The 26,671-nt window shown below is 62.0% G+C and carries 23 protein-coding genes and 1 pseudogene; 15 read left to right on the plus strand and 9 right to left on the minus strand.

Annotated features, from left to right (window positions below; all coding sequences use genetic code 11):
* Positions 1-120 precede the first annotated feature (120 nt).
* From BKP54_RS08300 to ugpC, 9 genes are all read left to right on the plus strand, one after another.
* Positions 121-1,032 carry an ABC transporter substrate-binding protein gene (locus BKP54_RS08300; RefSeq protein ID WP_025428647.1) on the plus strand — a complete coding sequence of 304 codons (912 nt, stop codon included), beginning with the start codon at positions 121-123 and terminating at the stop codon, positions 1,030-1,032.
* A 115-nt stretch (positions 1,033-1,147) separates the two neighbouring features.
* Positions 1,148-2,314 (plus strand): ABC transporter permease, encoded by a 1,167-nt coding sequence (locus tag BKP54_RS08305; protein ID WP_025428648.1) that lies wholly within the window; start codon positions 1,148-1,150, stop codon positions 2,312-2,314.
* Entirely contained in the window at positions 2,311-3,249 is a 939-nt protein-coding gene (locus BKP54_RS08310) for an ABC transporter ATP-binding protein (protein WP_025428649.1), read from the plus strand. The genes BKP54_RS08305 and BKP54_RS08310 overlap by 4 nt, the downstream gene beginning before the upstream one ends.
* Positions 3,249-3,986 (plus strand): ABC transporter permease, encoded by a 738-nt coding sequence (locus tag BKP54_RS08315; RefSeq protein ID WP_025428650.1) that lies wholly within the window; start codon positions 3,249-3,251, stop codon positions 3,984-3,986. Before BKP54_RS08310 ends, BKP54_RS08315 begins: the two co-directional genes overlap by 1 nt.
* Before the next feature lie 267 nt (positions 3,987-4,253).
* Entirely contained in the window at positions 4,254-5,411 is a 1,158-nt protein-coding gene (locus BKP54_RS08320; protein ID WP_025428651.1) for a Gfo/Idh/MocA family oxidoreductase, read from the plus strand.
* A 13-nt stretch (positions 5,412-5,424) separates the two neighbouring features.
* The gene (locus BKP54_RS08325; protein WP_025428652.1) at positions 5,425-6,309 is read left to right on the plus strand and encodes a sugar ABC transporter permease; all 885 of its coding nucleotides are present in this window, start codon (positions 5,425-5,427) and stop codon (positions 6,307-6,309) included.
* Complete coding sequence (locus BKP54_RS08330; RefSeq protein ID WP_025428653.1) at positions 6,306-7,163, plus strand: carbohydrate ABC transporter permease; 858 nt, start codon at positions 6,306-6,308, stop codon at positions 7,161-7,163. Before BKP54_RS08325 ends, BKP54_RS08330 begins: the two co-directional genes overlap by 4 nt.
* Positions 7,164-7,198: 35 nt before the next feature.
* Complete coding sequence (locus BKP54_RS08335; RefSeq protein WP_025428654.1) at positions 7,199-8,428, plus strand: ABC transporter substrate-binding protein; 1,230 nt, start codon at positions 7,199-7,201, stop codon at positions 8,426-8,428.
* An 88-nt stretch (positions 8,429-8,516) separates the two neighbouring features.
* Entirely contained in the window at positions 8,517-9,650 is a 1,134-nt protein-coding gene (ugpC, locus tag BKP54_RS08340) for a sn-glycerol-3-phosphate ABC transporter ATP-binding protein UgpC (protein ID WP_025428655.1), read from the plus strand.
* 150 nt (positions 9,651-9,800) lie between these two features.
* Here ugpC and BKP54_RS08345 read toward each other — a convergent pair whose 3' ends face one another.
* Together BKP54_RS08345 and BKP54_RS08350 are read right to left on the minus strand one after the other, a co-directional pair.
* Complete coding sequence (locus BKP54_RS08345) at positions 9,801-11,276, minus strand: M81 family metallopeptidase (protein ID WP_025428656.1); 1,476 nt, start codon at positions 11,274-11,276, stop codon at positions 9,801-9,803.
* A 20-nt stretch (positions 11,277-11,296) separates the two neighbouring features.
* Positions 11,297-11,788 (minus strand): hypothetical protein, encoded by a 492-nt coding sequence (locus tag BKP54_RS08350; RefSeq protein ID WP_025428657.1) that lies wholly within the window; start codon positions 11,786-11,788, stop codon positions 11,297-11,299.
* Positions 11,789-11,901: 113 nt separating this feature from the next.
* On the opposite strand from BKP54_RS08350, the gene BKP54_RS08355 reads away from it, so the two are divergent.
* The 6 genes from BKP54_RS08355 (at position 11,902) to BKP54_RS08380 (ending at position 18,676) form a co-directional block, all read left to right on the plus strand.
* Positions 11,902-12,291: a RidA family protein gene (locus BKP54_RS08355; protein ID WP_025428658.1), complete on the plus strand. Its 390-nt coding sequence runs from the start codon at positions 11,902-11,904 to the stop codon at positions 12,289-12,291.
* 25 nt (positions 12,292-12,316) lie between these two features.
* Entirely contained in the window at positions 12,317-13,180 is an 864-nt protein-coding gene (locus BKP54_RS08360; protein ID WP_025428659.1) for a MurR/RpiR family transcriptional regulator, read from the plus strand.
* A 21-nt stretch (positions 13,181-13,201) separates the two neighbouring features.
* Complete coding sequence (locus BKP54_RS08365; protein WP_025428660.1) at positions 13,202-13,978, plus strand: SDR family oxidoreductase; 777 nt, start codon at positions 13,202-13,204, stop codon at positions 13,976-13,978.
* 25 nt (positions 13,979-14,003) lie between these two features.
* A complete protein-coding gene (locus tag BKP54_RS08370) occupies positions 14,004-15,923 on the plus strand; it encodes a beta-N-acetylhexosaminidase (protein WP_025428661.1) in 1,920 nt (639 codons plus the stop codon).
* A gap of 11 nt (positions 15,924-15,934) precedes the next feature.
* On the plus strand, positions 15,935-17,377 hold the full coding sequence (locus BKP54_RS08375; RefSeq protein WP_025428662.1) for a M81 family metallopeptidase: 1,443 nt from the start codon (positions 15,935-15,937) through the stop codon (positions 17,375-17,377).
* A gap of 87 nt (positions 17,378-17,464) precedes the next feature.
* Complete coding sequence (locus BKP54_RS08380) at positions 17,465-18,676, plus strand: MFS transporter (protein WP_025428663.1); 1,212 nt, start codon at positions 17,465-17,467, stop codon at positions 18,674-18,676.
* Between the two features lie 43 nt (positions 18,677-18,719).
* Here the strand turns inward: BKP54_RS08380 and hutU are convergent, their stop codons facing one another.
* The 7 genes and pseudogenes from hutU to BKP54_RS08415 form a co-directional block, all read right to left on the minus strand.
* A complete protein-coding gene (hutU, locus tag BKP54_RS08385) occupies positions 18,720-20,393 on the minus strand; it encodes a urocanate hydratase (protein WP_025428664.1) in 1,674 nt (557 codons plus the stop codon).
* Positions 20,394-20,395: 2 nt separating this feature from the next.
* On the minus strand, positions 20,396-21,214 hold the full coding sequence (gene hutG / locus BKP54_RS08390; protein ID WP_084814349.1) for an N-formylglutamate deformylase: 819 nt from the start codon (positions 21,212-21,214) through the stop codon (positions 20,396-20,398).
* A 1-nt stretch (position 21,215) separates the two neighbouring features.
* On the minus strand, positions 21,216-22,751 hold the full coding sequence (hutH, locus tag BKP54_RS08395) for a histidine ammonia-lyase (protein ID WP_025428666.1): 1,536 nt from the start codon (positions 22,749-22,751) through the stop codon (positions 21,216-21,218).
* Complete coding sequence (gene hutI / locus BKP54_RS08400; protein ID WP_084814350.1) at positions 22,748-23,992, minus strand: imidazolonepropionase; 1,245 nt, start codon at positions 23,990-23,992, stop codon at positions 22,748-22,750. The genes hutH and hutI overlap by 4 nt, the downstream gene beginning before the upstream one ends.
* A gap of 193 nt (positions 23,993-24,185) precedes the next feature.
* Positions 24,186-24,773, minus strand: coding sequence for a phosphonate metabolism protein/1,5-bisphosphokinase (PRPP-forming) PhnN (phnN, locus tag BKP54_RS08405; protein WP_057211228.1), 588 nt, complete (start codon positions 24,771-24,773; stop codon positions 24,186-24,188).
* Positions 24,770-25,909: an alpha-D-ribose 1-methylphosphonate 5-triphosphate diphosphatase gene (locus BKP54_RS08410; RefSeq protein WP_025428669.1), complete on the minus strand. Its 1,140-nt coding sequence runs from the start codon at positions 25,907-25,909 to the stop codon at positions 24,770-24,772. The genes phnN and BKP54_RS08410 overlap by 4 nt, the downstream gene beginning before the upstream one ends.
* A 1-nt stretch (position 25,910) precedes the next feature.
* Positions 25,911-26,617, minus strand: a pseudogene (locus BKP54_RS08415) (DUF1045 domain-containing protein).
* Between the last annotated feature and the right edge of the window lie 54 nt (positions 26,618-26,671).

Here is a 26,671-nt window from a genome sequence, read left to right on the forward strand (position 1 = left end):
CCGCACTTCCTGCGTGCAGCTCTATTTTTCGTCGAAGACTGACATATATGGAATGGCTTGCCCGGACGACGCGAATATTCCGTGATCAAACTGCGGGACTGAATTTCGAGGGAGATCTCCATGCGCCTGACCAAACTGCTTATCGGGACAGCCTTTGCCTTGACACTCACTGCAGCCGCCGCCAACGCCGACGTCGTGGTGTCCTCCAAGATCGATACAGAAGGCGGTGTGCTCGGCAACATCATCCTTGCTGTGTTGAATGCCAATAATATCAAAACTGTAGACCGCGTACAGCTCGGTGCTACACCGGTGGTGCGCAAGGCGATCACCGCCGGCGAGATCGACATCTACCCGGAGTACACCGGCAATGCCGCCTTCTTCTTCGAGAAGGCCGATGACCCGGTCTGGAAGGACGCGGCGAAGGCCTACGAGTCCGCCAAGAAGCTCGACTACGACGCCAACAAGATTGTCTGGCTGACGCCATCGCCGGCCAACAACACCTGGGCAATCGGGCTGCGCAAGGACGTCGCTGAAGCCAACAAGCTGGCGACGTTGTCCGATTTCGGCAAGTATGTTGCCGGCGGCGGAAACATCGTGCTCGCCGCATCGTCCGAATTCGTCAACTCGGCAGCAGCGCTTCCCGCATTCCAGACGACCTACGCCTTCACGTTGAAGCCGGAGCAGCTGATCACGCTTTCGGGTGGCGATACGGCAGCGACAATCGCTGCGGCTGCTAACCAGACGAATGGTGCCAATGCCGCGATGGTCTACGGCACCGATGGCGGCATCGCCCCCTCCGGCCTCGTGGTGTTGGAAGACGACAAGGCAGTCCAGCCGATCTACCAGCCGGCTCCGATCATTCGCGAGGCAGTGCTGAAGGAAAATCCTCAGATCGAGTCCCTGCTGAAGCCGGTCTTCGAGAAACTCGATCTGGTGACACTGCAGGAGTTGAATGGCCGCGTCCAAGTCGGTGGTGAACCGGCCAAGACGGTTGCCGAAGACTTCCTGAAGAAGAACGGCTTTCTGAAATAGGTTGACGCAAATGCGCGACGCTGGTCGGATGCACGCATCCGACCAGCGTTTTGTTTTCTAGGCGTAGAACGACCAAGGTCCGTCGAGCGGAAGCCGGGCGAGAAAAAGGGATCTGATGCAGCTCCGCGTGGACAAGCTTGGCGTGATCATTGCCGTGCTTACCGCCTACGGCGCCTTGCTGGCGCCCTTTGCGACTTTTCGTGCCAACCGCATCGTCGCCGGCGAGGCGAGATCGCTCGGCGAGGCGTTGCCTCCGGCGTGGGCTGCCATCATCCTTATCCTCGTGATCGCCACGGCGGTTGTCGCCCTCCTGAAAACGCCAAGCCCGCTACGCCTTGCCATCGCCTTTTCGACGATCGCGGCATTGGCGCTCGGTATCGGTGCTGCAGCCGGCCACCTGACGCCGCCTGAAAATACCTACGCCCGCGTTTCGCCAGCATCAGGGTTCTGGATTCTTTTGTTTGCGCTCGGTCTTCTAGCGGCCGACGCATTGACCCGGATGCGTCCATCCCCGCTGGTGCGAGTGCTGTTCCTTGCCGCCGTCCTTGGTTTTATTGCCGCGCTCCTGTGGTCCGGCACCTGGGACGGTCTGTCGCTTCTGAAAGAATATGCCAGCCGCGCCGACACCTTCTGGGCCGAGGCAGGCAAGCATGTGATGCTCGCCTTGGGTTCGCTTGCCGCCGCCACCATTGTCGGCATTCCGCTCGGCGTTCTCTGCCATCGTGTCACGCGCCTGCGCGATGGCCTTTTGGGTGTCCTGAATGCGATCCAGACGATCCCGTCGATTGCACTTTTCGGCATTCTGATAGCGCCGCTTGGCTGGATTGCGATCCATGTTCCGGGTGCTGCCGCCATCGGCATCCGTGGGATCGGGGCGGCACCGGCATTCGTTGCCCTTTTCCTCTATTCGCTGCTGCCTGTCGTCGCCAATACAGTGGTGGGGCTTGCCGGCGTGCCGCGAGAAGCCAACGACGCGGCACGCGGCATCGGCATGACCGACTTCCAACGCCTTGCCGGTATCGAGTTTCCGCTGGCTTTTCCGGTCGTTCTCACCGGCATTCGCATCGTGCTCGTTCAGAACATCGGGTTGGCGACGATCGCGGCGCTGATCGGCGGCGGCGGTTTCGGCGTCTTCGTCTTCCAGGGGGTGGGGCAGACGGCGATGGATCTGGTGCTGCTCGGGGCAGTGCCGACCGTTATCCTTGCCTTCACGGCCGCAATCGTCCTCGACGCCGTGATCGAGGCGGCTACTCCGAACCGCAACCAGGTGCAAAGCGCATGATCGAGATCGAAGGCATTACCAAGCGCTATGGCGAAACCACTGTCGTCAGGGATGTCCGCCTGACGATCGCGCCGCGCACGGTTACCGTTATCGTCGGCACGTCCGGTTCCGGCAAGACGACGCTGCTTAGGATGATCAATCGTCTGGTCGAACCGACATCGGGCACGATCAGGCTCGATGGCGAGGATAACCGCTCGTTGCCGGGCTACGAGCTGCGTCGCCGGATCGGCTATGCGATCCAGGGGCACGGGTTGTTTCCACATCGCACGGTCGCTCAGAACATCGCCACCGTGCCGACGCTGCTCGGCTGGGATCGCGCCCGCATAGACGCGAAGGTCGCCGAGCTGCTGACGCTTTTTCAGCTCGACCCCGCGGCGTTCGGCCCGCGCTATCCGCACGAACTCTCCGGCGGCCAGCAGCAGCGCGTCGGCGTTGCCCGCGCGCTTGCGGCAGAGCCGAAGGTGCTGCTGATGGACGAGCCCTTCGGCGCGCTCGACCCGATCATTCGCGCCAAGGCCCAGGACGACCTGCTGGCGATCCAGAAACATTTCGAAACGACTGTTGTCCTCGTCACGCACGACATGGAGGAGGCTTTCCATCTGGCCGACCGGATTGCGGTCATGGACAAGGGCGAGGTGGTGCAATACGCAACGCCGGCCGAAATGCTCGTCAAACCGGCGACCGCTTTCGTCGAGAGCCTGATCGGGGCCGGTGAGCGCCCGTTTCGCCTGCTGGCGATCGAGCCGGTGTCATCAGCCGTTGAACCGGGTACCGCTGAGGGAGAGGCGATCTCAAGCGCTGCCAGTCAACGCGAGGCCCTGTCGACGCTTCTCTGGTCCGGCCGCAAGGCTCTTCCCGTCGTCGGCCCCGATGGTGTCCTCATCGGCAAGGTCAGTCTTGAAAGCTTGGCGCAGCGTGCCGCGGGGCCATCGTGATGCTGCGTCTTCCCAACCTGTTCCGGCTGCTTGCTCTAGCCCTTCTGATCGCGTTTCTGGTCCAGCCGCAGTGGTTCGAGCCGCTGTTGCGACCGCTTGTGCAGGAGAATGCGCCGGCCATCTATAACCAGGGCAGCCTGCTGCAACTGACGTTTCTGCATCTGCGCACTGTCGCGATTGCAACGGCTGGCGCGACGGTGGTCGCGCTGGCTCTGGCGATCCTGGTGACACGCACTTCCGGAGCAGAATTCCTGCCGCTTTCGCGCAGCCTTGTGAACATCGGCCAGACGTTTCCGCCGGTTGCGGTGCTGGCGCTCGCCGTGCCGATCTTCGGCTTCGGCGAGAAGCCGACGCTGATTGCGCTCTTCCTCTACGGCCTGCTGCCGATCTTCGAGAATGCTCTGACTGGGCTTACGACCTTGCCGCCTTCGATCATGGAGGCGGCGCGGGGCACCGGCATGACCGGGCGCCAGCGGCTGATGAAAATCGAACTGCCGCTGGCGATGCCGGTCATCCTCGCCGGCATCCGGCTCTCCGTGGTGATCAGTCTGGCGACGGCGACGATCGGCTCGACGGTCGCAGCAAGGACGCTCGGCGAGGTGATCATCGCCGGCCTCCAGTCGAACAATCTCGCCTTCGTCGTTCAGGGCGGCCTCATCGTCGCGGTGCTCGCGGTGTTGATCCACGACGCCTTGCAGGCAGCCGAACGAAGCATCAGTTCTCGAATGGGACGGTAGTTTCGTCAACGATGCGTTCTGGCGCGAACGAGACGCCTCACATGGCGAAGCCGCATTGGTCTGGACCGCTTTCCCCCTGTTGTAGCGTTAATGGGTCACTTCCCTTTTCGGTTGTGTTGGCAATTGCCCATATTTCCGGTGTTTCCGACCTTTATGAAAATGAATTTCACAATTTTACAAAATACGCGGATTTAGGTTGACGACCTGAAAAAACTGTCCCAGTCTGCGAAAATAAATTACGCCATAAGGCAAGGGAACAGTGCGCGCATGAAAGTCGGGATAATCGGACTCGGATTCCGTCTGGGATATCTGGGCTACGTTTTCAAAGCCATGGATGAGAACTTCGAGATCGCGGGATACGTCGATCCGAATCCGGCCGGACTGCCGGGCCTGACCGAAAAAGGCATCTCCGCCGGCACGGCCTATGCGACGCCTGAAGAGCTAATCGCCAATGAAAAGCTCGACCTGCTGATGATCGGTTCGCCCAACCACATGCATCTCGATCATATCCGGATCGGGCTCGAGGCCGGCCTCAAAGTCTTCAGCGAAAAGCCGATCGTGACGACGGTCCAGGAAAGCCTGGAGCTTGCGCAGTTGATGGCGAAATTCGGTCATGAGCGGCTGATGGTCGGCCTCGTGCTGCGCTACGCGCCGATGTATCGCGACCTGCGTGCGGCCCTTGCCGAAGGAAAGCTCGGCCAGGTCGTCTCGATCGAGGCATCCGAACATATCGAACCCTATCACGGTGCCTTCTTCATGCGCGACTGGCGCCGCTACGAGCGCTATTCCGGCAGCTTCATGCTGGAAAAATGCTGCCATGACCTCGATCTTTACAACGGCGTCGTCGGCGCGCGTCCCGAACGTGTCGCCAGCTTCGGCGGCCGCAAGAGCTTCATTCCCGCAAACGACCCCGCACGCGAGGGCATCAACGATCTCGAGCTTTTCCATCGCAAGCCGAGCGGCTGGATGGGATCCGACAAGGTGTTCGACAGCGACGGCGACATCATCGACTATCAGGTCGCCATCGTCGAATATGCCAATGGCGTCGGCATGAACTTCCACACCAATCTCAATGTGCCGGACCAGTTCCGACGCTTCTGCATCATGGGATCGCGGGGCATGGCCGAGGGGGATTTTATCCGCGGCTATTTTGACGTGCACGAGATGCTGAGCGGCAAGAAGGTGGTCGAGAACAAGTACGCGGCCACCGAGCTGTCGCAGCACTACGGCGCCGATGAGCAGATGGCGACCGACATCATCGGCCATGTGCGTGACGGCCGGCCGCTGCCGGTCTCGACGATCGATGCGCTCGAAGCCGGTATCCTCGCCTTGTCGATGGACGAGGCCCGGCGCAAGCGGACCGTGATCGATCTCAGGCCGATCTGGGATCGGTTCGACGAAGCCTTGCACTCGCGCGCGGCTTGAGGGGAGAAGCGGGATGAGTGTTCAACGCAGCACGATCATCTTCGCCTGGATCCTGCTCCTACCAGCCGTGCTCTACGTCACGGTCATCGTCGCCTATCCCCTTGTCGACACCTTCATCCTGTCGTTCACCGACGCGTCGCTGAAGAAGACGACGAAATGGGTCGGCTGGGCCAACTATGACAAGATCTTCAACGAGACCTTCGCCGAGGTCATCTTCCGCACCTTCATTTGGACCTTCTTCTCGGTCTCGATCAAAATGATCATCGGTGTCTTCGGCGCGACCATGCTGAACGCAGCCGTGCCCGGCCGCGCGCTTTTCCGGCTGCTCACCATGCCGCCGTGGATCGTCCCGATGGCCATCGGCATCTTCATGTGGGGCTGGATGTACAACGGCCAGTTCGGCATGATTTCCGGCGTGCTGCAGAACTGGGGTCTCATCGACGGACCGATCGCTTTCCTCGCACGCGGCGAGACGGCCTTCTGGGCGACAATCGTTACCGACGTGTGGATCGGCGTGCCGCTGGTCACGCTCTACATGCTGGCTGCGATGCAGGCGATCCCGCAGGATCTGTATGAGGCGGCCTGGACGGATGGAGCAGGGCGCTTCTATCGATTCCGGCGCATCACGCTGCCGCTGCTGGTGCCGTCGCTGATCACGATGTCGATGTTGTCGCTGATCGCGACCTTCAACTCCTTCGATATCATCTGGATCCTCACGCAGGGTGGTCCGAACGGCGAAACTACAACGATGATCATCGATACCTACCGCACCGCCATAGGGTCGAAGAAATACGGCGAGGGTGCGGCACGCGCGGTGCTGATCTGCATCTTCCTGTCGATCTTCTGCTTTGCCTATTTCCGGGTCACCAGCCGCCTGTCCTCGGGAGAACAGAAATGAGCCAGCCTGCCTTGATCAACCGATATCGCTGGTACGAACTCGTCGCCATCTATGCCGGGATCTTTGTTTTCCTGGCCTTCATTCTGGCGCCATTCGTCGAGGGGTTCCTCGTTTCGCTGAAGCCGCTGGGTCTGCTCTTTTCCTCCCCCTACAAGTTCTGGCCGGAAAACGGATCATTCGCCGCCTATCGGACCATGTGGGACAGCGTGCCCGGTTTCGCTCGGTACATCTTCAATTCCTTCTTCATCTCCACCATCGTCACAGCCATCGTGCTGATACTGGTCATTCCGGCGGCCTATGCCTTTGCCCGCTTCAAATTCCGCGGCAGCGGCGCGCTGCTCGGCGCCTTTCTCGCAGTCAACATGTTCTCCGGCGCCGTGCTGCTCATTCCGCTTTTCCGGCTGATGCGCAGCTTCGGCGTGCTCAACACCTATCTCGCCATGATCATGCCGGGTGTCGCCTTCCTTATCCCGTCGGCGATCTGGCTGTTGCGCACTTACATGATGCGCATTCCGCGTGAGCTCGACGAGGCCGCTTTCGTCGATGGCGCGAGCCATTTCTATACGCTGCGCCGCGTGATCCTGCCGATCGCCATGCCGGGCATCACCGTGGTGGCGATCACCACCTTCATCGGCGCCTATGCCCAGCAGTTCATTTATGCCCTGACCTTCAACTCCAAGAGCGAATACATGCCGCTACCGGTCGGGCTCTTCGCCTATTTCGGTCGCCAAGAGGTGATCTGGAACGAGCTCATGGCGGCGAGTTTCGTCGGCATCGCGCCGGCGGTCGTCGTGATCTTCCTCCTACAACGGTATCTCGTCAGCGGGCTGACCGCAGGCGCGGTGAAACAATAAGACCAACCAACCACCAGAGAACGGGAGCTTGCAACGTGTCAATTCAATTCAAGACAGGGGTACTCGCGCTCGCCCTGCTCGGTTCGACCGCGCTTGGCGCAGTCACCGCCCAGGCGGCCGACCAGGAGATTAGCTGGATCTACTGCGGCGACACCATGGATGCGGTTCACGCCAAATACATCAAGCAGTGGGAAGAAAAGAATCCAGGCTGGAAAGTCACGCCGGAAGTTGTCGGCTGGGCCCAGTGCCAGGATAAGGCAACGACGCTTGCCGCTGCCGGCACGCCGGTCGCCATGGCCTATGTCGGCTCGCGCACGCTGAAGGAGTTCGCCCAGAACGATCTCATCGTTCCCGTGCCGATGACGGACGAGGAAAAGAAGAGCTATTACCCCAACATCGTCGACACGGTGACCTTCGACGACAACCAGTGGGGCGTTCCGATCGCGTTCTCGACCAAGGCGCTCTATTGGAACAAGGACCTGTTCAAGCAGGCCGGCCTTGATCCTGAGAAGCCGCCGAAGACCTGGGCCGAAGAGATCGAGTTCGCCAAGGCGATCAAGGAAAAGACGGGTATCGCCGGTTACGGCCTTCCGGCCAAGACCTTCGACAACACGATGCACCAGTTCATGCACTGGGTGTACACCAACAACGGCAAGGTGATCGATGGCGACAAGATCGTCATCGACAGCCCGGAGGTTCTCGCCGCGCTCCAGGCCTACAAGGACATCACTCCCTATTCCGTCGAAGGGGCGACCGCCTACGAACAGAACGAGGTTCGCGCGATCTTCCTCGACGGCAAGGTCGGCATGATCCAGGGCGGGTCTGGTGCCGCCGTGCGCCTGAAGGACACCAAGGTCAACTGGGGCGTTGCGCCGCTGCCGCTCGGCCCATCGGCCAAGGGCGAGGGGACGCTGCTGATTACCGACAGCCTGGCGATCTTCAAGGGCTCCGGTGTCGAAGAGAAGGCGACCGAATTCGCCAAATTCATCACCTCGCCCGGTCCGCAAGGTGAGTATGAGTTGCAAGGCGCGGCCGGCCTGACGCCGTTGCGTCCGTCGCCGATGGTTGACGAATTCGTCAAGAAGGACCCCTATTGGCAGCCGTTCATCGACGGCATCGCGTTCGGTGGTCCGGAGCCGCTCTTTACCGACTACAAGGGCTTCCAGAACGTCATCATCGCAATGGTCCAGTCGGTGGTGACCGGCAAGGCCGAACCGGCCGACGCCTTGAAGAAGGCGGCCGCCGACCTCGAAGAGTACAAGTAAAATCACCGGGCCGCGGATCTTTGGTCCGCGGCCCAGGCCAATCCGCTTACGAACGTGCCGCTTCTCGCCGGTGGCCGGAGACAGTTTCTTGGGACAGCTCAATCTCAATACGGTTCAGAAATTCTACGGGACATTCGAGGTGCTGAAAGGTATCCAGCTCGAAGTCAGGAACGGTGAGTTCGTCGTTTTCGTCGGACCCTCCGGCTGCGGCAAGTCGACATTGCTCAGGATGATAGCCGGTCTCGATGAGACTAGCTCGGGGGACATCGTGATCGATGGCAAACGCGTCAACGACCTGCCGCCGGTCAAGCGCGGGATCGCGATGGTGTTCCAATCCTATGCGCTCTACCCGCACATGTCTGTCTTCGAGAACATTGCCTTTCCGCTTCGCGTGGAAAACATGCCGGAAGAGAAACTGAAGGCCAAGGTGGAGCATGCAGCGCGCATTCTCCATCTGGACCAGCGGCTACAGCAAAAACCGGGAATGCTCTCCGGCGGCCAGCGCCAACGGGTGGCCATCGGCCGGGCGATCGTGCGCGAACCGAAGATCTTTCTGTTCGACGAGCCGCTCTCTAACCTCGATGCGGCGCTGCGCGCCGACATGCGCATTGAATTGGCGAAGCTGCATCGGCAATTGCGGGCCACGATGATCTACGTCACGCACGACCAGGTCGAAGCGATGACGATGGCGGACCGGATCGTCGTGCTCAATGCCGGTGAAATCGCCCAGACAGGCGCACCGCTCGAGCTCTACCATAAGCCAGCCAACATTTTCGTCGCCGGTTTCATCGGCAACCCGAAGATGAACTTCCTGCCGGTCACCTGCAAAGGCGTCAGCGATGCCGGCGTAGAGGTCGATTACAAGGGGAAGACGGTTGTCGTCCCGGTCAGGCCGCACGATGGCCTGGTTGGGCGGACATTGACGCTGGGCGTCCGGCCCGAGCACATTTTGCTCGGCGCCGGAGACCTGTCGCTGACAGTCACGCCAACGGTGATCGAGCGCCTGGGCGCCCATACCGTTGCCTATGCCGCCATCAGCGGTGAAGGGGAGAACTATTGCGCGATGCTGCCGGGCACGGTGGCAATCCGCCCGGAGGAACAGGTGTTGACCGGCATACGTGCCGCCGACTGCCATCTGTTCGACGAGGCGGGCATCGCGCTCGAGCGGCGTGTCGAACTCACCGATATCGACATGGGCTTGCTCGACCCGGCGGCGGCCTGAGCGGAGCGTAGCTAGACTAGGACAAGAACGGCCGCTGTCCATGACCAGGACAGCGGCGTTTTCGTTATTGGTGATGAGAATAGGCCAGATCAGAAGGCCGATCTGCTGACTATCCGCCTCGATCGCGGCCGCCGCATAAACTGCCTTGGTTCACGCCGCTCCCTTTTCGAGACCATGCGGATCGGCGACCTTCGGCCAGATATTCCTGGGTGCGCGCAGATAGGCGGTCTTGGCGGGGTTGTTCGGGTAGGGGGTGCCGGCCGAGCAATATAGGATCTGCGCGGCGATCTTGGAGAACGAAGCGTAGAAGTGGTTGGTCGATTTGATGACCAGAATGCTCTTTGACTGCGGGTCGAGGCCCATCACCGAGAAGAGGCTCGGATCGAAGCTTTGCGCCCGCGTCGAATTCAGGATGATATCGATGCCGCGATAGGAAATGAGGGCTGCATCGCCGAAGGGGGCAAAACTCTCGCCGAACCGCATCTCGGCGTCGCGGACCAGCTTGACCACCTTGACGATGCCATCGACAGGATTGCCGGTTCCCGGAGCCGACTTGGCGCCGAAGCGCAACGGGATTTCGGCGCCTTCGCCGGCGGCCATGCAGATCTGCACGGCCATCGGATCCCAGATCGTTCCGACGGCGGCATTGGTGACACCCTGTGCCAGCAGTTCCTCGAGCAGCACCGTCGCGTCGCCCGCGGTTCCGCCGCCCGGGTTGTCCCAGACATCGGCGATGACGACCGGGCCTTCGGTCGCAGCCTTCGCCTCGGCGACAGCTTGCTTCTCGTCGATCTGCGGCATGATGAAGGTTCCGCGTTTCGAAAAGAGTTCGAGCCCGAGTTCCCGTGCGAGCGCCTCGCCTTTCTCCGGTTTGCCGTTGGTCACGGCGAGCACCTTCGTGCCCATTTCCGGAACATCGCCCGCCATGAAGCCGTGCACCATCGAAAGCGACAGGACATCGGCGTCCTCCGCTTCGATACGCATCAGCTTGTCGACGAAGGAGCGCATTGGCTCGCGCGAAGTTGGGTAGACGTCGATCATGCGGCAGTCGAACACTGACATCACAGGCGTCACGCGACCTTCCAGCGTGTCGATGGCGATCCGCCAGAGATCCTCGGCACGATCGACGAAGTCGGTGTGCGGGAACTCCTTGAAGTAGACGAAGAAGTCTGACGCCGAAACGCGCTTCTGGGTCAAGTGGCTGTGCGGGTCCAACTCGGCGCAGACGAGAACATCACGGCCAACGATCTCGCGAATGCGAGAAAGAAGATCGCCCTCGGTGTCCTCGTAGCCGGCAGCGACCATCGCGCCGTGCAGTCCCATGACGACGGCATTGACCGGAAGCGCGGCGCGCAACTGGTCGAGGATTTCATCGCGCAGGCTCTCATAGGTCTGGCGGTTGACGAGGCCGGCAGGATCCGCCCAGGTGGCGGTGCCTTCGATCAGCGTCCAGCCTTTTTCCGCGGCAATGCGGCGGCCGACCGTGATCGGCGCCGTACAGAGCGTCGGCGTCTCAGGATGCTCGCCCGGCGGCGCGTAGAGCGACGCCTCGAAGGCGCGGCGATCTATGCAGATGGGCGAGAAGGTATTGGTTTCCGTTGCGAGCGCTGCTGTGAAGATCCGCAATGCCGTTGCCTTTTTGCTTTTTAGGCCGGTCCCATCGGGTTCGGCAGGTAGCCGGTGAAACCGGAGATCTTCCAGCGTCCCTCGTGCAGGCGGCAATAATAGACCGTCTGCCATTTCATCACGTCGAAGCTGCCGTCCGATTTCTTCAACCCGCCGTCGAACTTCTTGCGCGCAAGCGCGAAGTCGCCGTTGACCTCGATGTCCTCAAGCGTCGTCGTCGTGAAGATCGCCGTGCGTGTGTCTTCCGCGAAGGAGAGGCCCGCGAAATCTTTCGCCTGGCGCAGCCACTCATCGCGATAGGCCGAAAGCGAGGGAAAGGTGAGGCGCCAATTGTCGGGATTGGTTTCGCGACGTCCATCGATGCCGATGAAGCCGTCTTCGACAAAGTCACCTGCCACCATCGACCAGTCGGCCGAAAGAAAAGCGTCGATATCGCGCGGAACAAGCATCTCCCAGATGCTATGGCGTGCGGTGTCGGAAGAGGGGAACGGATTGAGGAAGGGATCCCGCATGTTTTCGCCCTGGATTGAAATTCTTTTCATGAATGGTGTTTTTCTCTGGTCAAATTCAGCTTTCTATGGTCACTTGTCAACGATCAAAGAAAATAATTTGCACGAAGGCACACATGACCATCAAACGGTATGGCACTGAACAAGTCGGTGCGGGCGGTAAGCCATTACCCTTTGCGCGCGCGGTGGAAGCGGACGGCTGGCTGCATGTTTCCGGCCAGGTCGCCATGGAAAAAGGCGAGATCATCGAGGGCGGTATCATCCCTCAGACGCACAAGGCGATCGCCAATCTTCTGGCCATTCTGGACGAGGCCGGATACGGTACCGAGCACGTGGTGCGTTGCGGCGTTTGGCTCGACGATCCGCGTGATTTCTGGACTTTCAACAAGATCTATCAGGAGTATTTCGGTGCGCATCCACCGGCGAGGGCCTGCGTCCAGTCGGCGATGATGGTTGATTGCAAGGTCGAGATCGACTGCATCGCCTACAAGCCGAAGGAAGGCTGATAGACCCTAAGGACATCAGCAGCCGATGGATATTTTCGCGACACTTCAGGAAGAAAAGGGCCGGCTCTCGCAATCGGAGAACCGCATCGCCGATATTCTTCTGAATGACTTCGAGTTCGCGGTGAATGCATCGATCATCGAGCTGGCCGGCAAGGCCGATGTCTCTCCTCCCACGGTCACGCGCTTCTGTCGGCGGCTCGGTTGCGACAGCTTCTCCGATTTCAAGGTGCAATTGGCGCGCACCGCCTATATCGGCATGCGCTACCTGAAGCCGGAGCCGAAGAGCCGCGAGACCGGTGACGTCGCCCAGGACATCATCACCAAGGCGCAGAACGCGCTTTTCCTCCTGCATCGTTCGCTCGATCTCGCGGCGATCGAGCAGGCGGTCGAGCGCATCGCAACCGCCGAAATGATCTATGCCTTCGGTTCGGGCGGCAATTCCTCGATGATAGCCAGCGAGTTGCAGAACCGGCTCTTTCGCTACGGCCTGCGTGTTACCGCCAGTTCCGACCACAGCATGCAGCTGATGATGGCGGCCGCCGCTCGCCCAAGCGACGTTCTGATCGGCTCATCCTTCTCGGGCCGGAACGCCGAACTCGTGCGCGCCTTCACGCTGGCGCGCGAGCTCAAGGTGCCGACGATTGCCCTGACCCAGAGCAACAGTCCGGTCGCGGCCGCGGCGACGATCACGGTTCCTGTCGACCTGCCCGAGGGCAACAACATCTACCGTCCGACCTCCACCCGCATCGCCTATCTGGCGCTGCTCGATATCCTCTCCAGTCTCGTTGCCTACCGGGTTCAGCCGCAGGCAACGGTCACACTTCGGCGCATCAAGCAGCAGCTGGTGACGCACCGCGACGGTGATGACCGCCAGTTGCTGGGAGACTGACGTGCCGCGAAAGGTTTCCGCATGACGCAGTCCGTCGCCATCGTCACCGGTGCAGCCGGCGATATCGGCCGCGCAATCGCCAGGCGCCTTGGCGAGGATCATGATGTCGTCCTCCTTGCCGACATCGACAGCCGTGCCGCCGAGAGAGCGGCGCTGGAGATCGGCGGCGGCAAGCGCTTCGTTGCGGTCCCGTGCGATGTGACGGATGCGACAAGCGTCGGAAAATTGGCTGCGACGGCCGGCGAGCACGGTACGGTGCGCACGCTCGTCAACAATGCCGGCGCCGCACGCGCCGTCAGCCTGCATGATACGACGCCGGATATCTGGCGCATGGACAATGCGCTGAACCTTGAAGCTGCCTTCCTGTGCTTTCGCGCGGTGGAAGACATGCTGAAGGAAAGCCGCGGCTCGGTGATCAATATCGCCTCCGTCAACGGCATGAATGTCTTCGGCCATCCCGCCTACAGCGTTGCTAAGGCCGGCCTGCTGCATCTGACACGCCTGATCGCCGTGGAGTACGGCAAGTTCGGCATTCGCTCCAACGCCGTTGCGCCGGGCACCGTGCGAACGCAGGCATGGGAAGCGCGTGCCGCCGCCAATCCGCAGGTCTTTGAGGAAGCGCGCCGCTGGTATCCCTTACAGCGCATCGTCAATCCTGACGATGTTGCCAACGCCGTACATTTCCTCGCAGGGCCGCTCGCCGCTGCGATCTCGGGCGTGTGCCTGCCTGTTGATTGCGGTCTGACCGCCGGCCAGGCTGAACTGGCGCGAACCTTCTCACAATCTAGCCACTACTGACCGAAAGACTTCTGGGAGGAAGATCATGGCGCCCGTTTCCTATCGTCTCGAAGCGTCCTGGCAGCCTGACGGCGGCGCATTTGGCCGGTTCACCTTCACGCTGTTCAATTTCTCAGCCGCACCGCTCACGGGCTTCCGGCTGGTGTACACGTCGCTCACGCGCGTAATCGTGCCGGAGGCCTGCGACAACGCCACTTTCCTGCGCCGCAACGCCAATTTTCATGAATTCGCACCACCCGCCGGGCTGACGCTTGGCCCCGGCGAAAGCTGGACGTTCACGGTGAGCGGCCTGCATCGACAGGCGAAGCACTGCACTGATGGTGCCAAGTCAGCCTATCTGACGTTTTCGAGCGGCGAGCATGTGCCGGTCGCCGTCTCCGATCTGCTCCTGGAAAATGCCATGAGCGAGCCTCCGCCAGCACAACTGCCCGAAGGCAAGCTCGACCTGCCGTTTTCGATGCAGCCATGGCCGGCGCAAATCGACGCCTGGGCAGGCGACAGCTTTCCCGTCGTGCTTTACCCCGCGCCGATGACGGCGCCCGACGACGTGGCAGCGGTCGCGAGCGTGCTTGGGCTTTTTCATCGTCTGTTTTCGGCGGGGCATGCGCCATTCAGCCTGGTTGCCTCCAGTCAAGGGCGGGCAATTGTCTTCTCGAAGAATGCGACGCTTGCTGCCGAGGCCTACGAATTGGCCTTCTCGACCAAGGAGATCCGCCTTGCCTATGGTGGTGCTGCCGGCCGGCAATACGCGCTGACGACCTTGGCGCAGCTGCTGAACGGCGCGCGCACGCATCCGGAAAAATTCCGTTTTCCGGCGCAGGGCACGATCTCCGATGCGCCGCGTTACGGCTGGCGCGGTTGTCATCTCGACGTATCCAGGCAATTCTACCCGACATCGGACATTTCCCGCCTCATCGATATTCTCGCCTGGTTCAAGCTCAACATCTTCCACTGGCATCTGACGGATGACGAGGCCTGGCGGCTTGAAATCAAGGCGTTTCCAACGTTAACGACGATCGGCGTGCTGCGCGGGCCGGACGAACCGTTGTTGCCGCAACTCGGCAACGGTGCGGAACCCGCCGGCGGGTTCTACAGCCAAGAGGATGTGAAAGCCCTGGTGGCCCAGGCGACGGCGCTTCACGTCGAGATCGTTCCGGAGATCGACATTCCCGGCCATAGCACCGCCACGCTTGTCGCCCTGCCTGACCTGACCGATGGCCAAGAAGCGCCGGAAAGCTATCATTCCGTTCAGGGCTACCCGAACAATGCGCTCAATCCGGCGATCGCCTTTACCTATGACTTCCTCGAGAAAGTGCTCGACGAAATGGTCGAGTTGTTCCCGAGTCAGTACATCCATATCGGCGGCGACGAGGTTGCCAACGGTTCCTGGCTTGCCTCGCCGCTGGCGAAGAAGCTGATGGAGAAAGAGGGTCTTTCCGGCACCTTTGCGTTGCAATCCTTCTTCCTGAAGAAGGTCAAGCAGATGCTGACCGTCCGCGGCCGCAAGCTTGCCGGGTGGAACGAGGTCGCCCATGGCGGCGGCGTCGAGACCGAAGGCACGTTGCTGATGGCGTGGGAGCGGCCGGAGGTCGGCATCGAGCTTGCGCGGGAAGGCTATGACGTGGTGATGACGCCCGGTCAGGCCTATTATCTCGACATGGCGCAGGCCGACGCCTGGCAGGAACCGGGCGCCAGCTGGGCCGGGACGGCAACGTCGGCCCATACCTATGGCTACGAGGCCGAAGGCGAATTTCCGGATGAGCTGAAAGCGCGCATGAAGGGCGTTCAGGCCTGCATCTGGTCGGAGCATTTCCTGTCGCGCGGCTACTTCAATCGGCTCGTCTTCCCCAGGCTGTGCGCCATCGCCGAAGCCGCATGGACCCCGAAATCCGCCAAGGACTGGCAGCGCTTTGCTGCGATCGCTCCCTTGAGCCCGAAACTGTGACAGGAGCTTCCATGCGCATTGCCGTCGGCGGTATCCATACGGAGTGCAGCACCTATTCGCCGGTGCTGATGGCGGTCGAGGATTTTCGGGTGCTGCGCGGGGCGGATCTGCTCCAGGCGGAGTATTTCGATTTTCTCGACGCTGAAGGCATCGAGCATCTGCCGCTCCTGCACGCGCGCGCCGTGCCCGGTGGGCCGGTGTCCCGACCGACCTACGACGCCTTCAAGGCGGAGTTTCTCGACCGGCTGCAACAGGCCCTGCCGATCAACGGGCTCTATCTCGCCATGCATGGGGCGATCAAGGTCGACGGCATGGAGGATGCTGAGGGGGACTGGATCTCTGCCGCGAGATCTGTCGTCGGGCCGGACTGCCCGATCGCCACCAGCTACGATCTGCACGGCAATGTCAGCCAGCGTATCATCGACCAGATCGACATCTTCGCGGGCTATCGGACCGCGCCGCACATCGACACGCGTGAAACGATGATCCGCGCCTGGGCGATGCTCATTGAGGCGCTACGCAGCGGGACGCGCCCGGGTGTTGCGTGGGCAAAGATCCCCGTGTTGCTGCCGGGGGAATGCACCTCTACCGAGGACGAGCCGGCCAGGGGCCTCTACCGGCAACTGCCCGACATCGACGCGCGGCCGGGTGTGCTCGATGCCAACCTGATGGTCGGCTATGTCTGGGCCGACGAGCCGCGTGCAACGGCTTGTGCCGTGATTACCGCGACCGATCGGGCCGCGGCAGAGCAGGCAGCCGTCGACATTGCGGCGGCATACTGGGCGGAACGTCGCAATTTCCGTTTCGGTCCTGTGACGGGCCCGCTCGACGCCATGCTCGATGTCGCCGAAAAGGCGACGACAACCCCCATCATCCTTGCCGATTCCGGCGACAACCCGACCGGCGGCGGTGTCGGCGATAGGGCGGATGTGTTGAAGGCCCTGCTTGCGCGGGGGTGGCGCGGCGCACTCATCGCCGGTATCGCCGATCGTCCTGCCGTGGAAGCCTGCTTTGCTGCCGGCGTCGGCGAAAACCTGATGCTGAAGATCGGCGGCAGCCTCGATCCGGCAAGTCCCGTCGCGGAGATGCTGGTGGAAGTCGTACGGCTCGATGATCCTGGTCCTGTAAAGGAGCGCCAGGCGGTTGTCCGCGTTGGGGCGATCGACGTCGTGCTTTCGGCGCGACGTCGACCCTATCACGATATCGCCGACTTCACCCGCCTCGGCCTCGACCCGAGCAATGTCCGGTTGCTCGTGGTCAAGTCAGGCTATCTCTCGCCGGAACTCGCGCCGATTGCCAACCCCAACCTGATGGCGTTGACCGATGGTGTCGTCAACCAGGACATCCCCCATCTGGCAAGCCTGCACCGCTCTCGTCCCGCATTTCCCTTCGATCAGGAATTCGACTTTATGCCCAAGGCGAATCTCTCGGCGCGCTGGTCGGAATCGGTGTAAGCAGCTTCCCGCAATGCAACCGCCGGTGCGACCCGCCGGCGCCAAGCTCCCCTTTTGAAATCGCCTCCTTCGTGGACGTGCATCATCATGACTTCCTCGCTTTTCAGCGCCATGCGCAACCCGTCGATTCGGGTCAGCATGCTGGCGATCTTTCTCTTCGGCTTCGCCGGGGCGGCAACCTCACCTTATCAATCCGTGGTCGGCATCAACGAACTGGGCCTGAGTGACGGGCTCTATTCACTGCTGATTCTGGCCGCCGCGACGGTGAACGTCATCGTCAGCGTTTCCATCGGCATCCTTGCCGATCGGATCGGCAATTATCGCGTGCTGATGTCGACCGCGATCCTGTTCGGCGTGGTCGGCTACGGCATTGTCTATGTCCTGCCCTATCAATCGAGCTTTCTCGTCAGCGTGCTTCTGTTCCTGCCGATCTATGGCGCAGTCTACACGTTGCTCTTTGCCAATGTGCGCAGCGTCGCGCGGCGCATGAGTGGGCAGGACGCCGGCGCTCTGACGACCGGCGCGCGCGCGGCGATTTCGCTTGCCTGGGTATTGGTGCCCGGGCTGGTGGGCTTTGCGCTTGCCGGTGGCGACAGCATGCTGCCCGCCTATCTGCTCGCCAGCCTCGGATGCTCGGCCAACCTGCTTCTGGTCTTCTTCTCCTTGCCGAACGAGGGCGGCGTCGATCCGGGCCTGGGCAAGCGCCTTTCCTATTGGACATCCTTCGGCGAGATCCTTGCGCCGCGCATCTTCGCGCGCGTGGTCGCGGTGGCAATGATCACCTCGACATTGCATATCAACGCGGCCGTCCTGCCGCTGATCATGACCAATGCCGTCGGTGGTAGCGTCACGGATATCGGCATCATCGCCGGCGTTGTCGCTTTTCTAGAGGTGGTCTTCATCTTCGTCTGGGCGCGCATCCAGGTGAGCCTGCTGCCGGCGAAGGCACTGGCGCTCGGGACGGTCATCTATATCGGCTACATGGTCCTGCTCGGACTGTCGTCGGCGCCGTGGCACATCTATGCGCTGACGCTGATCAGCGCCTTCGGCGCTGCCGCGCTGATCACGATCCCCATCACCTACCTGCAGGAATTGATTGCCGACCGGCCGGGGCTCGGAAGCTCGCTGATCTCGGTCAACATCTTCATGAGCGGCGGCCTTTGCGCGGCGCTCTTTGCACTCGGCACCCGCATCAGCGACTATTCGGGAACAGCACTTCTTGGAGGTCTTGGCGGATTGGCGGGCCTTGGACTACTGCTCTTGCTCGAAGGCGGCAATCGGAAAGCGACCACCCCGTAAGAACCAGGGGTAGGGGCGCCAGACCGGCGCCCCTAAATCTTCGTCAGTTGCCGAGGATGCCCGGCAGGCGCAGGCCCTTGTCCTTGGCGCAGTCGAGCGCGATGTCGTAGCCGGCATCGGCGTGGCGCATGACGCCGGTGGCCGGGTCGTTCCAGAGTACACGCTCAAGTCGCTTGGCGGCATCATCAGTGCCATCGGCGCAGATGACGACGCCCGAATGCTGCGAGAAGCCCATGCCGACGCCGCCGCCATGGTGCAGCGACACCCAGGTGGCGCCGGACGCAGTGTTCAAGAGGGCGTTGAGCAGCGGCCAGTCGGAGACGGCGTCCGAGCCGTCCTTCATCGCTTCCGTTTCGCGGTTCGGCGAGGCGACCGAGCCGGAGTCGAGGTGATCGCGGCCGATGACAACAGGAGCCTTGAGCTCGCCGTTTCTGACCATTTCGTTGAAGGCGAGGCCGAGCCGATGGCGATCACCGAGACCGACCCAGCAGATGCGTGCTGGCAGTCCCTGGAACGAGATGCGCTCGCGCGCCATGTCGAGCCAATTGTGCAGGTGGGTGTTGCCGGGGGTCAGTTCCTTGACCTTGACATCGGTCTTGTAGATGTCTTCCGGATCGCCGGAGAGTGCGGCCCAACGGAACGGGCCGATGCCGCGGCAAAAGAGCGGGCGAATATAGGCCGGCACGAAGCCGGGGAAGGCGAAGGCGTTTTCGAGGCCCTCTTCCTTGGCGACCTGGCGGATGTTGTTGCCGTAGTCGAAGGTCGGGATGCCCATGTCCTGGAAGGCGATCATGGCTTCCACATGTTCACGCATCGAGGCGCGCGCAGCCTTTTCGACAGCCTTCGGGTCGCTCTCGCGCTTGGCCTTCCACTCGGCCATGGTCCAGCCCTTGGGCAGGTAGCCGTTGACCGGATCATGCGCGGAGGTCTGGTCGGTGACCATATCCGGGCGGATGCCGCGGCGAACCATTTCCGGCAGGATTTCGGCGGTGTTGCCGAGCAGGCCGACGGACTTGGCTTCGCCGTTTTTCGTCCAGCGAGCGATCATCTCCATCGCCTCGTCGAGCGTTTCCGCCTTTTCATCGACGTAGCGGGTGCGAAGGCGGAAGTCGATCGAGTCCGGGTTGCACTCGACGGCGAGGCAGGATGCACCGGCCATGACGGCTGCCAGCGGCTGTGCGCCGCCCATGCCGCCCAGACCACCTGTCAGCACCCACTTGCCTTTGAGGCTGCCACCGTAATGCTGGCGGCCGGCCTCGACGAAGGTTTCGTAGGTGCCCTGAACGATGCCCTGCGTGCCGATGTAGATCCACGAGCCGGCCGTCATCTGGCCGTACATCGCCAGACCCTTTTTATCCAGCTCGTTGAAGTGGTCCCAGGTTGCCCAATGCGGCACCAGGTTGGAGTTGGCGATCAGGACGCGCGGCGCATCCTTGTGGGTGCGGAAGACGCCGACCGGCTTGCCGGACTGGACGAGCAGGGTCTCGTCTTCGTTGAGGTCCTTCAGGGTTTCGACGATCTTGTCGAAGTCGGCCCAGGTGCGGGCGGCGCGGCCGATACCGCCATAGACGACCAGCTCGTGCGGGTTTTCTGCCACGTTCGGGTCGAGGTTGTTCATCAGCATGCGCAGCGGCGCTTCGGTCATCCAGCTCTTGGCGTTGAGCGTGGTTCCCTGTGGGGCGCGCACGTCGCGAATATTGTGGCGCGGATTGTTCATGGTCATGCCTCGCTCCCTGTCAGCGTTTTAAGGTCGAATGCGGTATTCTCGATGCTTTGAAGAATGGCCCGAAGGGGCGCGCGCAGGCGTTCCTCCTTGCTGGCGTCGAGCACGAAAGGCGGCTCCTCGGTGGCAAGATGGGTCGATTGCGCCAGTTCCATCTGGATGGCGTGCACGCCGGTTTCCGGGCGCCCGTAATGCCGGGTCGTCCAGCCGCCCTTGAAGCGGCCGTTGAGAATGCTCGTGTAACCATCGGCCGAAGCGGCGATATCGACGGCGGCCTTCTCGATAGCAGGCGCGCAGGTGCGGCCCATGTCCGTGCCGATGTTCAGGTCCGGCAGCTTGCCGTCGAACAGGAACGGGATATGCGAGCGGATGGAATGGCAGTCGTAGACGATGGCGATGCCGTGGATGGCCTTGACCCGCTCGATCTCGGCCAGAAATGCGGCTTGATAAGGCGCATGGAATTGGCGCAGGCGCGATGCCGTGTCGGCCTCCGTCGGGGCCTCGCCATCCTTCCAGATCGGCAACCCGTCGAAATCGGTCTCCGGGATAAGCCCGGTGGTGTTCTGCCCGGGATAAAGGCTGACGTTTTCCGGGTCGCGGTTGGCGTCGATTACGTAGCGGTGGAAGGTGGCGCGCACGACGGTAACATCAGGCAACAGGCCTTCATAGAGCTTGTGAATGTGCCAATCGGTGTCTGCGAGCAGGCGACCGGTATCGTTGAGACGGTCCCATATTTCAGCCGGCACATCCGTGCCGGTGTGCGGAAAGCCGAGGATGACGGGCGAGGTGCCCTGGCGGACTTCGAAGACGCTCATCTCAAGCCTCCAGTTTTGGCAGAATGCCGGCAGAAATCGCGGCATTCAGGGTGCCGGATGCGATCAGCTCGCCGGCCGCCTGCAGATCGTCGGCGAGATAGCGGTCCTCTTCGATCGTCGGCGAAACTGCACGTAGGGCTGCGGCGGCTTTTTGAAGTTCGGGGCTCGTTGTCAACGGCGCACGGAATTCGACGCCCTGCACGGCGGTCAGCGCCTCGATGCCGATGATCGAAAACAGGTTGTCGGTCATCTGCAGCAGCCGGCGGGCGCCATGGCAGGCCATGGAAACATGGTCTTCCTGATTGGCCGATGTCGGCGTGGAGTCGACCGAGGCCGGGTGCGAAAGTTGCTTGTTTTCCGACATCAACGCCGCCGACGTCACCTCGGCGATCATCAGGCCGGAGTTGAGGCCAGGCTTCTTGGCGAGAAAGGCCGGCAGTCCGTAGGACAAGGCCGGGTCGACAAGAAGGGCAATGCGCCGCTGGGAGATCGCGCCGATCTCGCAAACCGCGAGCGCGATCTGGTCGGCGGCAAACGCTACCGGTTCTGCGTGGAAGTTGCCGCCGGAGACGACGGAATTGTCGGAAAGGACAAGCGGGTTGTCGGTAACGGCATTCGCTTCGATTTCGAGCACGCGCGCGACCGAGCGCAACAGGTCGAGGCAGGCGCCGTCCACCTGCGGCTGGCAGCGAATGCAATAGGGATCCTGCACCCGCTCGTCGCCCTCGATATGGCTTTCGCGAATGGCGGAACCTGAGAGAAGCGCGCGAAGGGCGGCGGCGGTGTCGATCTGGCCCTGATGGCCGCGAAGTGTGTGAATGTCCGGATGGAAGGGCGCAGACGAACCCATCGCTGCATCGGTCGACATTGCGCCGGTGATGAGCGCTGCCTGGGCGGCGCGGTGGGTGCGGAAGAGGCCGGCGAGCGCGAGTGCGGTCGACGTCTGAGTGCCGTTGATCAGCGCGAGGCCTTCCTTGGCGGCAAGCACCACCGGCGTCAGCCCGGCCTTGGCAAGGGCCTGTGCGCCGGACATGCGGGCGCCTTCGAAGAATGCCTCGCCGTGGCCCATCATGACGGCTGCCATGTGGGCAAGCGGTGCCAGGTCGCCGGACGCACCGACCGAGCCCTTTTCCGGAATGACCGGGATGACGCCCTTGTCGAGCATCGCCTCTATCAGCCGCACCAGTTCGAGCCTGACGCCGGAGGCGCCGCGACCGAGAGAAACGAGCTTCAGCGACAGGATCAGGCGGACGATGTTTTCGGCGAGCGGCTGGCCGACGCCGCAGCAATGCGACAGGATCAGGTTGCGCTGCAGGGTGGCGACGTCAGCGCTGTCGATCTTGATCGAAGCCAGTTTGCCGAAGCCGGTGTTGATGCCATAGACAGGCGCATTGCCGGCGACGATCTCGGCGATGCGCTTGGCCGCCTTCTCGATTCCTGCGTCGAACGACGGATGCAGGCGGGCAGGTTCGCCGCTCCAATAGATGGTCTCGAGATACTCAAGCGGAACCGAGCCTGGATGCAGAATGATGGTCATAGACCGGTCCTTTCGCCCTTAAAGATGCGCAGATGAAGTGGATTGAAGCCGATGCGGTAGACGAGCTCGGCCGGATCTTCGATGTTCCAGAGTGCGAGGTCGGCAGACTTGCCGACTTCGATCGTGCCGGTTTCGGCGAGAAGCCCGAGCGCACGTGCCGCCTCGCGGGTAACGCCGGCGAGGCATTCGGCAATCGTCAACCGGAAGAACGTCGCCGACATGCTCATGGTCAGTAGCAGCGAAGTCAGCGGCGAGGTGCCGGGATTGCAATCCGTTGCGATGGCGATGTGCGCTCCGGCAGCGCGCAGCGCGTCCACCGGCGGAAGCTGCTTTTCGCGCAGCGCGTAAAACGCGCCGGGCAACAGCACGGCTACCGTGCCCGATTTGGCGATTGCCTGCGCTCCATCAGCGTCGAGATATTCGAGATGGTCGGCGGACAACGCACCGTAGGAGGCGGCAAGCTTGGCGCCACCGAGGTTGGAAAGCTGTTCGGCATGCAGTTTGACCGGCAGGCCGAGCGCCTTGGCGCGACCGAAGACGCGGGCGATCTCTGCGGTCGAAAAGGCGATGCCTTCGCAGAAGCCATCGACGGCATCGACCAGGCCCTCGGCGTGGGCGACATCAAGACCCGGAAGCACCACCTCGGAAATGTAGTCGTCGTTGCGCCCCTTGTAGTCGGCGGGGGTCGCATGCGCTGCGAGATAGCTGGTGACGATGCGGACCGGACGTTTGTCGCCAAGCTTGCGCGCGGCGCGCAGCATGTTGAGTTCGGCGTCGATATTCAGGCCGTAGCCGGACTTGATCTCGACCGTCGAAACACCTTCGGCAATGAGCGTGTCGAGCCGTGGCAGAGCGCTTTTCACGAGCGCGTCGACTGAGAGTGCATTGGTTGCCTTGACCGAGGAGACGATACCGCCACCGGCGCGGGCGATTTCCTCATAGGACGCACCTTCGAGCCGCATCTGGAACTCGCGAGCGCGGTTGCCGCCGTGGACGAGGTGCGTATGGCAATCGATGAAGGCGGGCGTCATCACCCGGCCGTTGCAATTCGTTGCTTCAAGTGTGCGGGATAGATCGGCGGGAAGGTCGCTCTCGGCGCCGGCAAAGGCAATGTGTCCGTCGACGACAGCCACTGCGCCCTTTTCCACCATGCCGAGGCCGTCTTGATCGGGTCGCAACGTCGCAAGGCGAAGATTGCGCCAGATGCCGGACGCGTTTGCGTTGGTCGAAAATTGACTCATCAGCCGATCCCCTCTCGTTGGATATAATGTATATACATAATAATCGTCTCGACAAGAGGAAAATTGACTTTCTGAAGGAAAAGGGAAGGAGACGGCGCACGGAATTGCCGCCGGGCGATGGCATTCAAATGCAAAAGACCCCGGAGCGGTTGCTCCAGGGTCTTAAAAAACGGCGCCTGGGAAAACGCGACACTTAGGCCGGATGGGCGGCACTCATGCGCAATCGCTCGACGAGGTCGACGAAGTGACGCCCGGCACTCTCAAGGCGACCGCTGTTGTCGATGATCGTGACATCCGGTCCCGATGTGACGTCGGGCACCTGTCGCGAGAGCCGGCGCAACACGTCCTCTTCGCTTTCGCGTCCGCGCTCGGCAAGACGCTTGGCGAGCGCGGCGGGCTCGGCCGTGATGACCGCGACGGCGATGTTGCCGAAGGCGGCGCGGAACGCCGGCAGGGCGCTTCGGCTGCCGTTGACGATTGCCGTGGTGCCGTGTTCGACATTGCGGCGAACGTCTTCGGGAATGCCGTATTTCAGGCCGTGCGCGTCCCAGGACACAGCGAAGGCGCCTGCCTGCTCCATGTCGACGAATTCGGCGACTGAAACGCTTTCATGCACCTCGCCTCCGGCGTCCGACGGCCGCGTGATCACGCGGCGAACGAAGTGGACATCGGAGCAGTCGCAGAAGTGTCGGGCGGCAAAGCCCATGACGCTATCCTTGCCGGCCCCGCTCGGGCCGACGACGACGACAAGCGCGCCACGCCTAAGTTCGAGCTGGCTCATGCGACACGCCGACCTTCGCGCCAGACCGAACGCACCACTGGAATACCTTCCTGCCTGTGGACACGCGCGATGTCGGCGCGCAAGCCGACGGCAATCCGGCCACGATCGTCGAGGCCGACGGTGCGGGCAGGGGTGGTGCTGACCATGGCGATCGCCTTCGGCAGGTCGATGGCTTCAAGCTCATCGGCGAGCACGAACGGCGCGTGGATCAGGCTGAAGGGCACATAATCGGACGAAAGCACGTCGAGCACGCCGCGGTCGGCAAGGTCACGGGCGGCGATATTGCCCGAATGCGACTTGCCGCGCACGATGTTGGGCGCGCCCATCAGCACACTAAGACCGGCGCGATGGGAGGCTTCCGCCGCTTCGAAGCTGGTCGGGAACTCGGCGAGCTTGATGCCGTAGCTGATAGATTCGTCGACATGGGCGATCGTGGCGTCGTCGTGGCTGGCGATGGTAATGCCGCGCTCAGCACAGGCCTTGGCGAGCGCATCGCGGTGCGGGCCGGCATACTTCGCCGAAAGCGCCTGCTGACGTTCAACGAATTTTCCGAATTCGGCGTCCGACAGGCCGCGCTTGGATTTGTAGTAGAGCGTGTACTGGTCCATCGTCTGGAACTGGCGCTGCCCCGGCGCGTGGTCCATCAGCGAGACGAGCTTGACCTGCGGATCGTTCTGGAAGTCCTCGTAGTGATCGAGCACGTCCGATGTCGAAACCTCGCAGCGCAGGTGGATCAGATGGTCGGCGCGCAGGCGGCCTTCCTGCTTGGCCTGGGCCAGCGCGTCCGCCATGCTGCGCATTTCGCCCTTCTGGAAACCGCCGTCTTCGTCCGAACCAAGGCGCAGGCAGTCGAATACGGTGGTGATGCCAGACGTGACGACCTGTGCGTCGTGTGCCTGGATCGCGGCGATCTTCAACCAGCGAACGCCGGGCCGCGGCGAGTAATGTGCCTCAAGGTGGTCGGTGTGCAGCTCGATGAGGCCAGGCAGAAGGTAGTCGCCTTCGAAGTCTTCACCAGTGTTGGTCGTGCCATGAGAGATATCGGCGATCTTGCCGTCGCGGATCAGCACCGAGCCGTCGAGGATACTGTCCTCGAGAACGATGCGGGCATTGGTCAGGACTTGTTCTTTGCTCATCTCATGCGATCTTTCGTTGTGTCGCGCCGCGGAGCGGCAGCAGGGAATGGACCAGGAACGGTGCGCCACGGTGCGGCTCGACGAAGAGCGCAACTGACGTGACGTGAAGCGGCTTGCCGATGTGATCAGCAAAGGTGCTCTCAAGCACGGTCCGCATTGGTTTCGCTGTCTCGCCGGGTACCGGCCCGGTCAGCGTCAGGTGAAACTGAAATTCTTCGAAAACATAGGGGTATCCCCACTTTCTCAAGTATTCCCTCTGCCGCTCCGGAAGCTTGTCCGGGTTGCGTCGCGCCATGTCCACGTCCGACAACGGCGCCCGAAACGGCTCGAAGGTTTGCACGGCCTGCGCCGCGAATTCCTGCAACGCCTCGCAGTGGGTCGCGGAAACCAGCGCGAAGAACGGGCCAAGCTGAAGGAGCGTGAGTTGAGGGATCTCGAAGGGTTCAACATTGTCGGCAAACGTTTCGAAGGCTGCGACCAGCTCGGCTTCGCTGCGGTCTTCGGCAAGTGTGAAGGGGGCCTTGAGAGTGCCGTGAAAGCCGTAGCGTCGCGGGTCGCAGTCAGTGCATGTCGCGTGGCGGCATCAAGGCTGCCTAACGCTGAAAGTTCATTGGTCTCGCCGGTAAAGGCATCACGGCCGAGCCAACGGGCCGCCGTCTGCGACAGCCGGTCGTCTGCCGGCGGCGCGAAGTAGATTGCATAACGCACGGTCTTCACTTTCTTGTATCGACCGGCCCGCCGGAACGGCGGGTCGATTGTTCG

Source organism: Ensifer sp. 1H6, assembly GCF_001976035.1.
GTDB classification, from domain to species: Bacteria; Pseudomonadota; Alphaproteobacteria; order Rhizobiales; family Rhizobiaceae; genus Ensifer; species Ensifer canadensis.

Coding starts and splice junctions, on each gene's coding strand:
- phnN (WP_057211228.1), bottom strand. CDS start 24,773: ATGAGCCAGCTCGAACTTAGGCGTGGCGCGCTTGTCGTCGTCGTCGGC.
- BKP54_RS08380 (WP_025428663.1), top strand. CDS start 17,465: ATGACTTCCTCGCTTTTCAGCGCCATGCGCAACCCGTCGATTCGGGTC.
- hutI (WP_084814350.1), bottom strand. CDS start 23,992: ATGAGTCAATTTTCGACCAACGCAAACGCGTCCGGCATCTGGCGCAAT.
- BKP54_RS08310 (WP_025428649.1), top strand. CDS start 2,311: ATGATCGAGATCGAAGGCATTACCAAGCGCTATGGCGAAACCACTGTC.
- BKP54_RS08325 (WP_025428652.1), top strand. CDS start 5,425: ATGAGTGTTCAACGCAGCACGATCATCTTCGCCTGGATCCTGCTCCTA.
- BKP54_RS08350 (WP_025428657.1), bottom strand. CDS start 11,788: ATGCGGGATCCCTTCCTCAATCCGTTCCCCTCTTCCGACACCGCACGC.
- hutH (WP_025428666.1), bottom strand. CDS start 22,751: ATGACCATCATTCTGCATCCAGGCTCGGTTCCGCTTGAGTATCTCGAG.
- BKP54_RS08315 (WP_025428650.1), top strand. CDS start 3,249: ATGCTGCGTCTTCCCAACCTGTTCCGGCTGCTTGCTCTAGCCCTTCTG.
- BKP54_RS08365 (WP_025428660.1), top strand. CDS start 13,202: ATGACGCAGTCCGTCGCCATCGTCACCGGTGCAGCCGGCGATATCGGC.
- BKP54_RS08360 (WP_025428659.1), top strand. CDS start 12,317: ATGGATATTTTCGCGACACTTCAGGAAGAAAAGGGCCGGCTCTCGCAA.
- BKP54_RS08355 (WP_025428658.1), top strand. CDS start 11,902: ATGACCATCAAACGGTATGGCACTGAACAAGTCGGTGCGGGCGGTAAG.
- BKP54_RS08320 (WP_025428651.1), top strand. CDS start 4,254: ATGAAAGTCGGGATAATCGGACTCGGATTCCGTCTGGGATATCTGGGC.
- BKP54_RS08370 (WP_025428661.1), top strand. CDS start 14,004: ATGGCGCCCGTTTCCTATCGTCTCGAAGCGTCCTGGCAGCCTGACGGC.
- hutU (WP_025428664.1), bottom strand. CDS start 20,393: ATGAACAATCCGCGCCACAATATTCGCGACGTGCGCGCCCCACAGGGA.
- hutG (WP_084814349.1), bottom strand. CDS start 21,214: ATGAGCGTCTTCGAAGTCCGCCAGGGCACCTCGCCCGTCATCCTCGGC.
- BKP54_RS08410 (WP_025428669.1), bottom strand. CDS start 25,909: ATGAGCAAAGAACAAGTCCTGACCAATGCCCGCATCGTTCTCGAGGAC.
- BKP54_RS08300 (WP_025428647.1), top strand. CDS start 121: ATGCGCCTGACCAAACTGCTTATCGGGACAGCCTTTGCCTTGACACTC.
- BKP54_RS08305 (WP_025428648.1), top strand. CDS start 1,148: ATGCAGCTCCGCGTGGACAAGCTTGGCGTGATCATTGCCGTGCTTACC.
- BKP54_RS08375 (WP_025428662.1), top strand. CDS start 15,935: ATGCGCATTGCCGTCGGCGGTATCCATACGGAGTGCAGCACCTATTCG.
- BKP54_RS08330 (WP_025428653.1), top strand. CDS start 6,306: ATGAGCCAGCCTGCCTTGATCAACCGATATCGCTGGTACGAACTCGTC.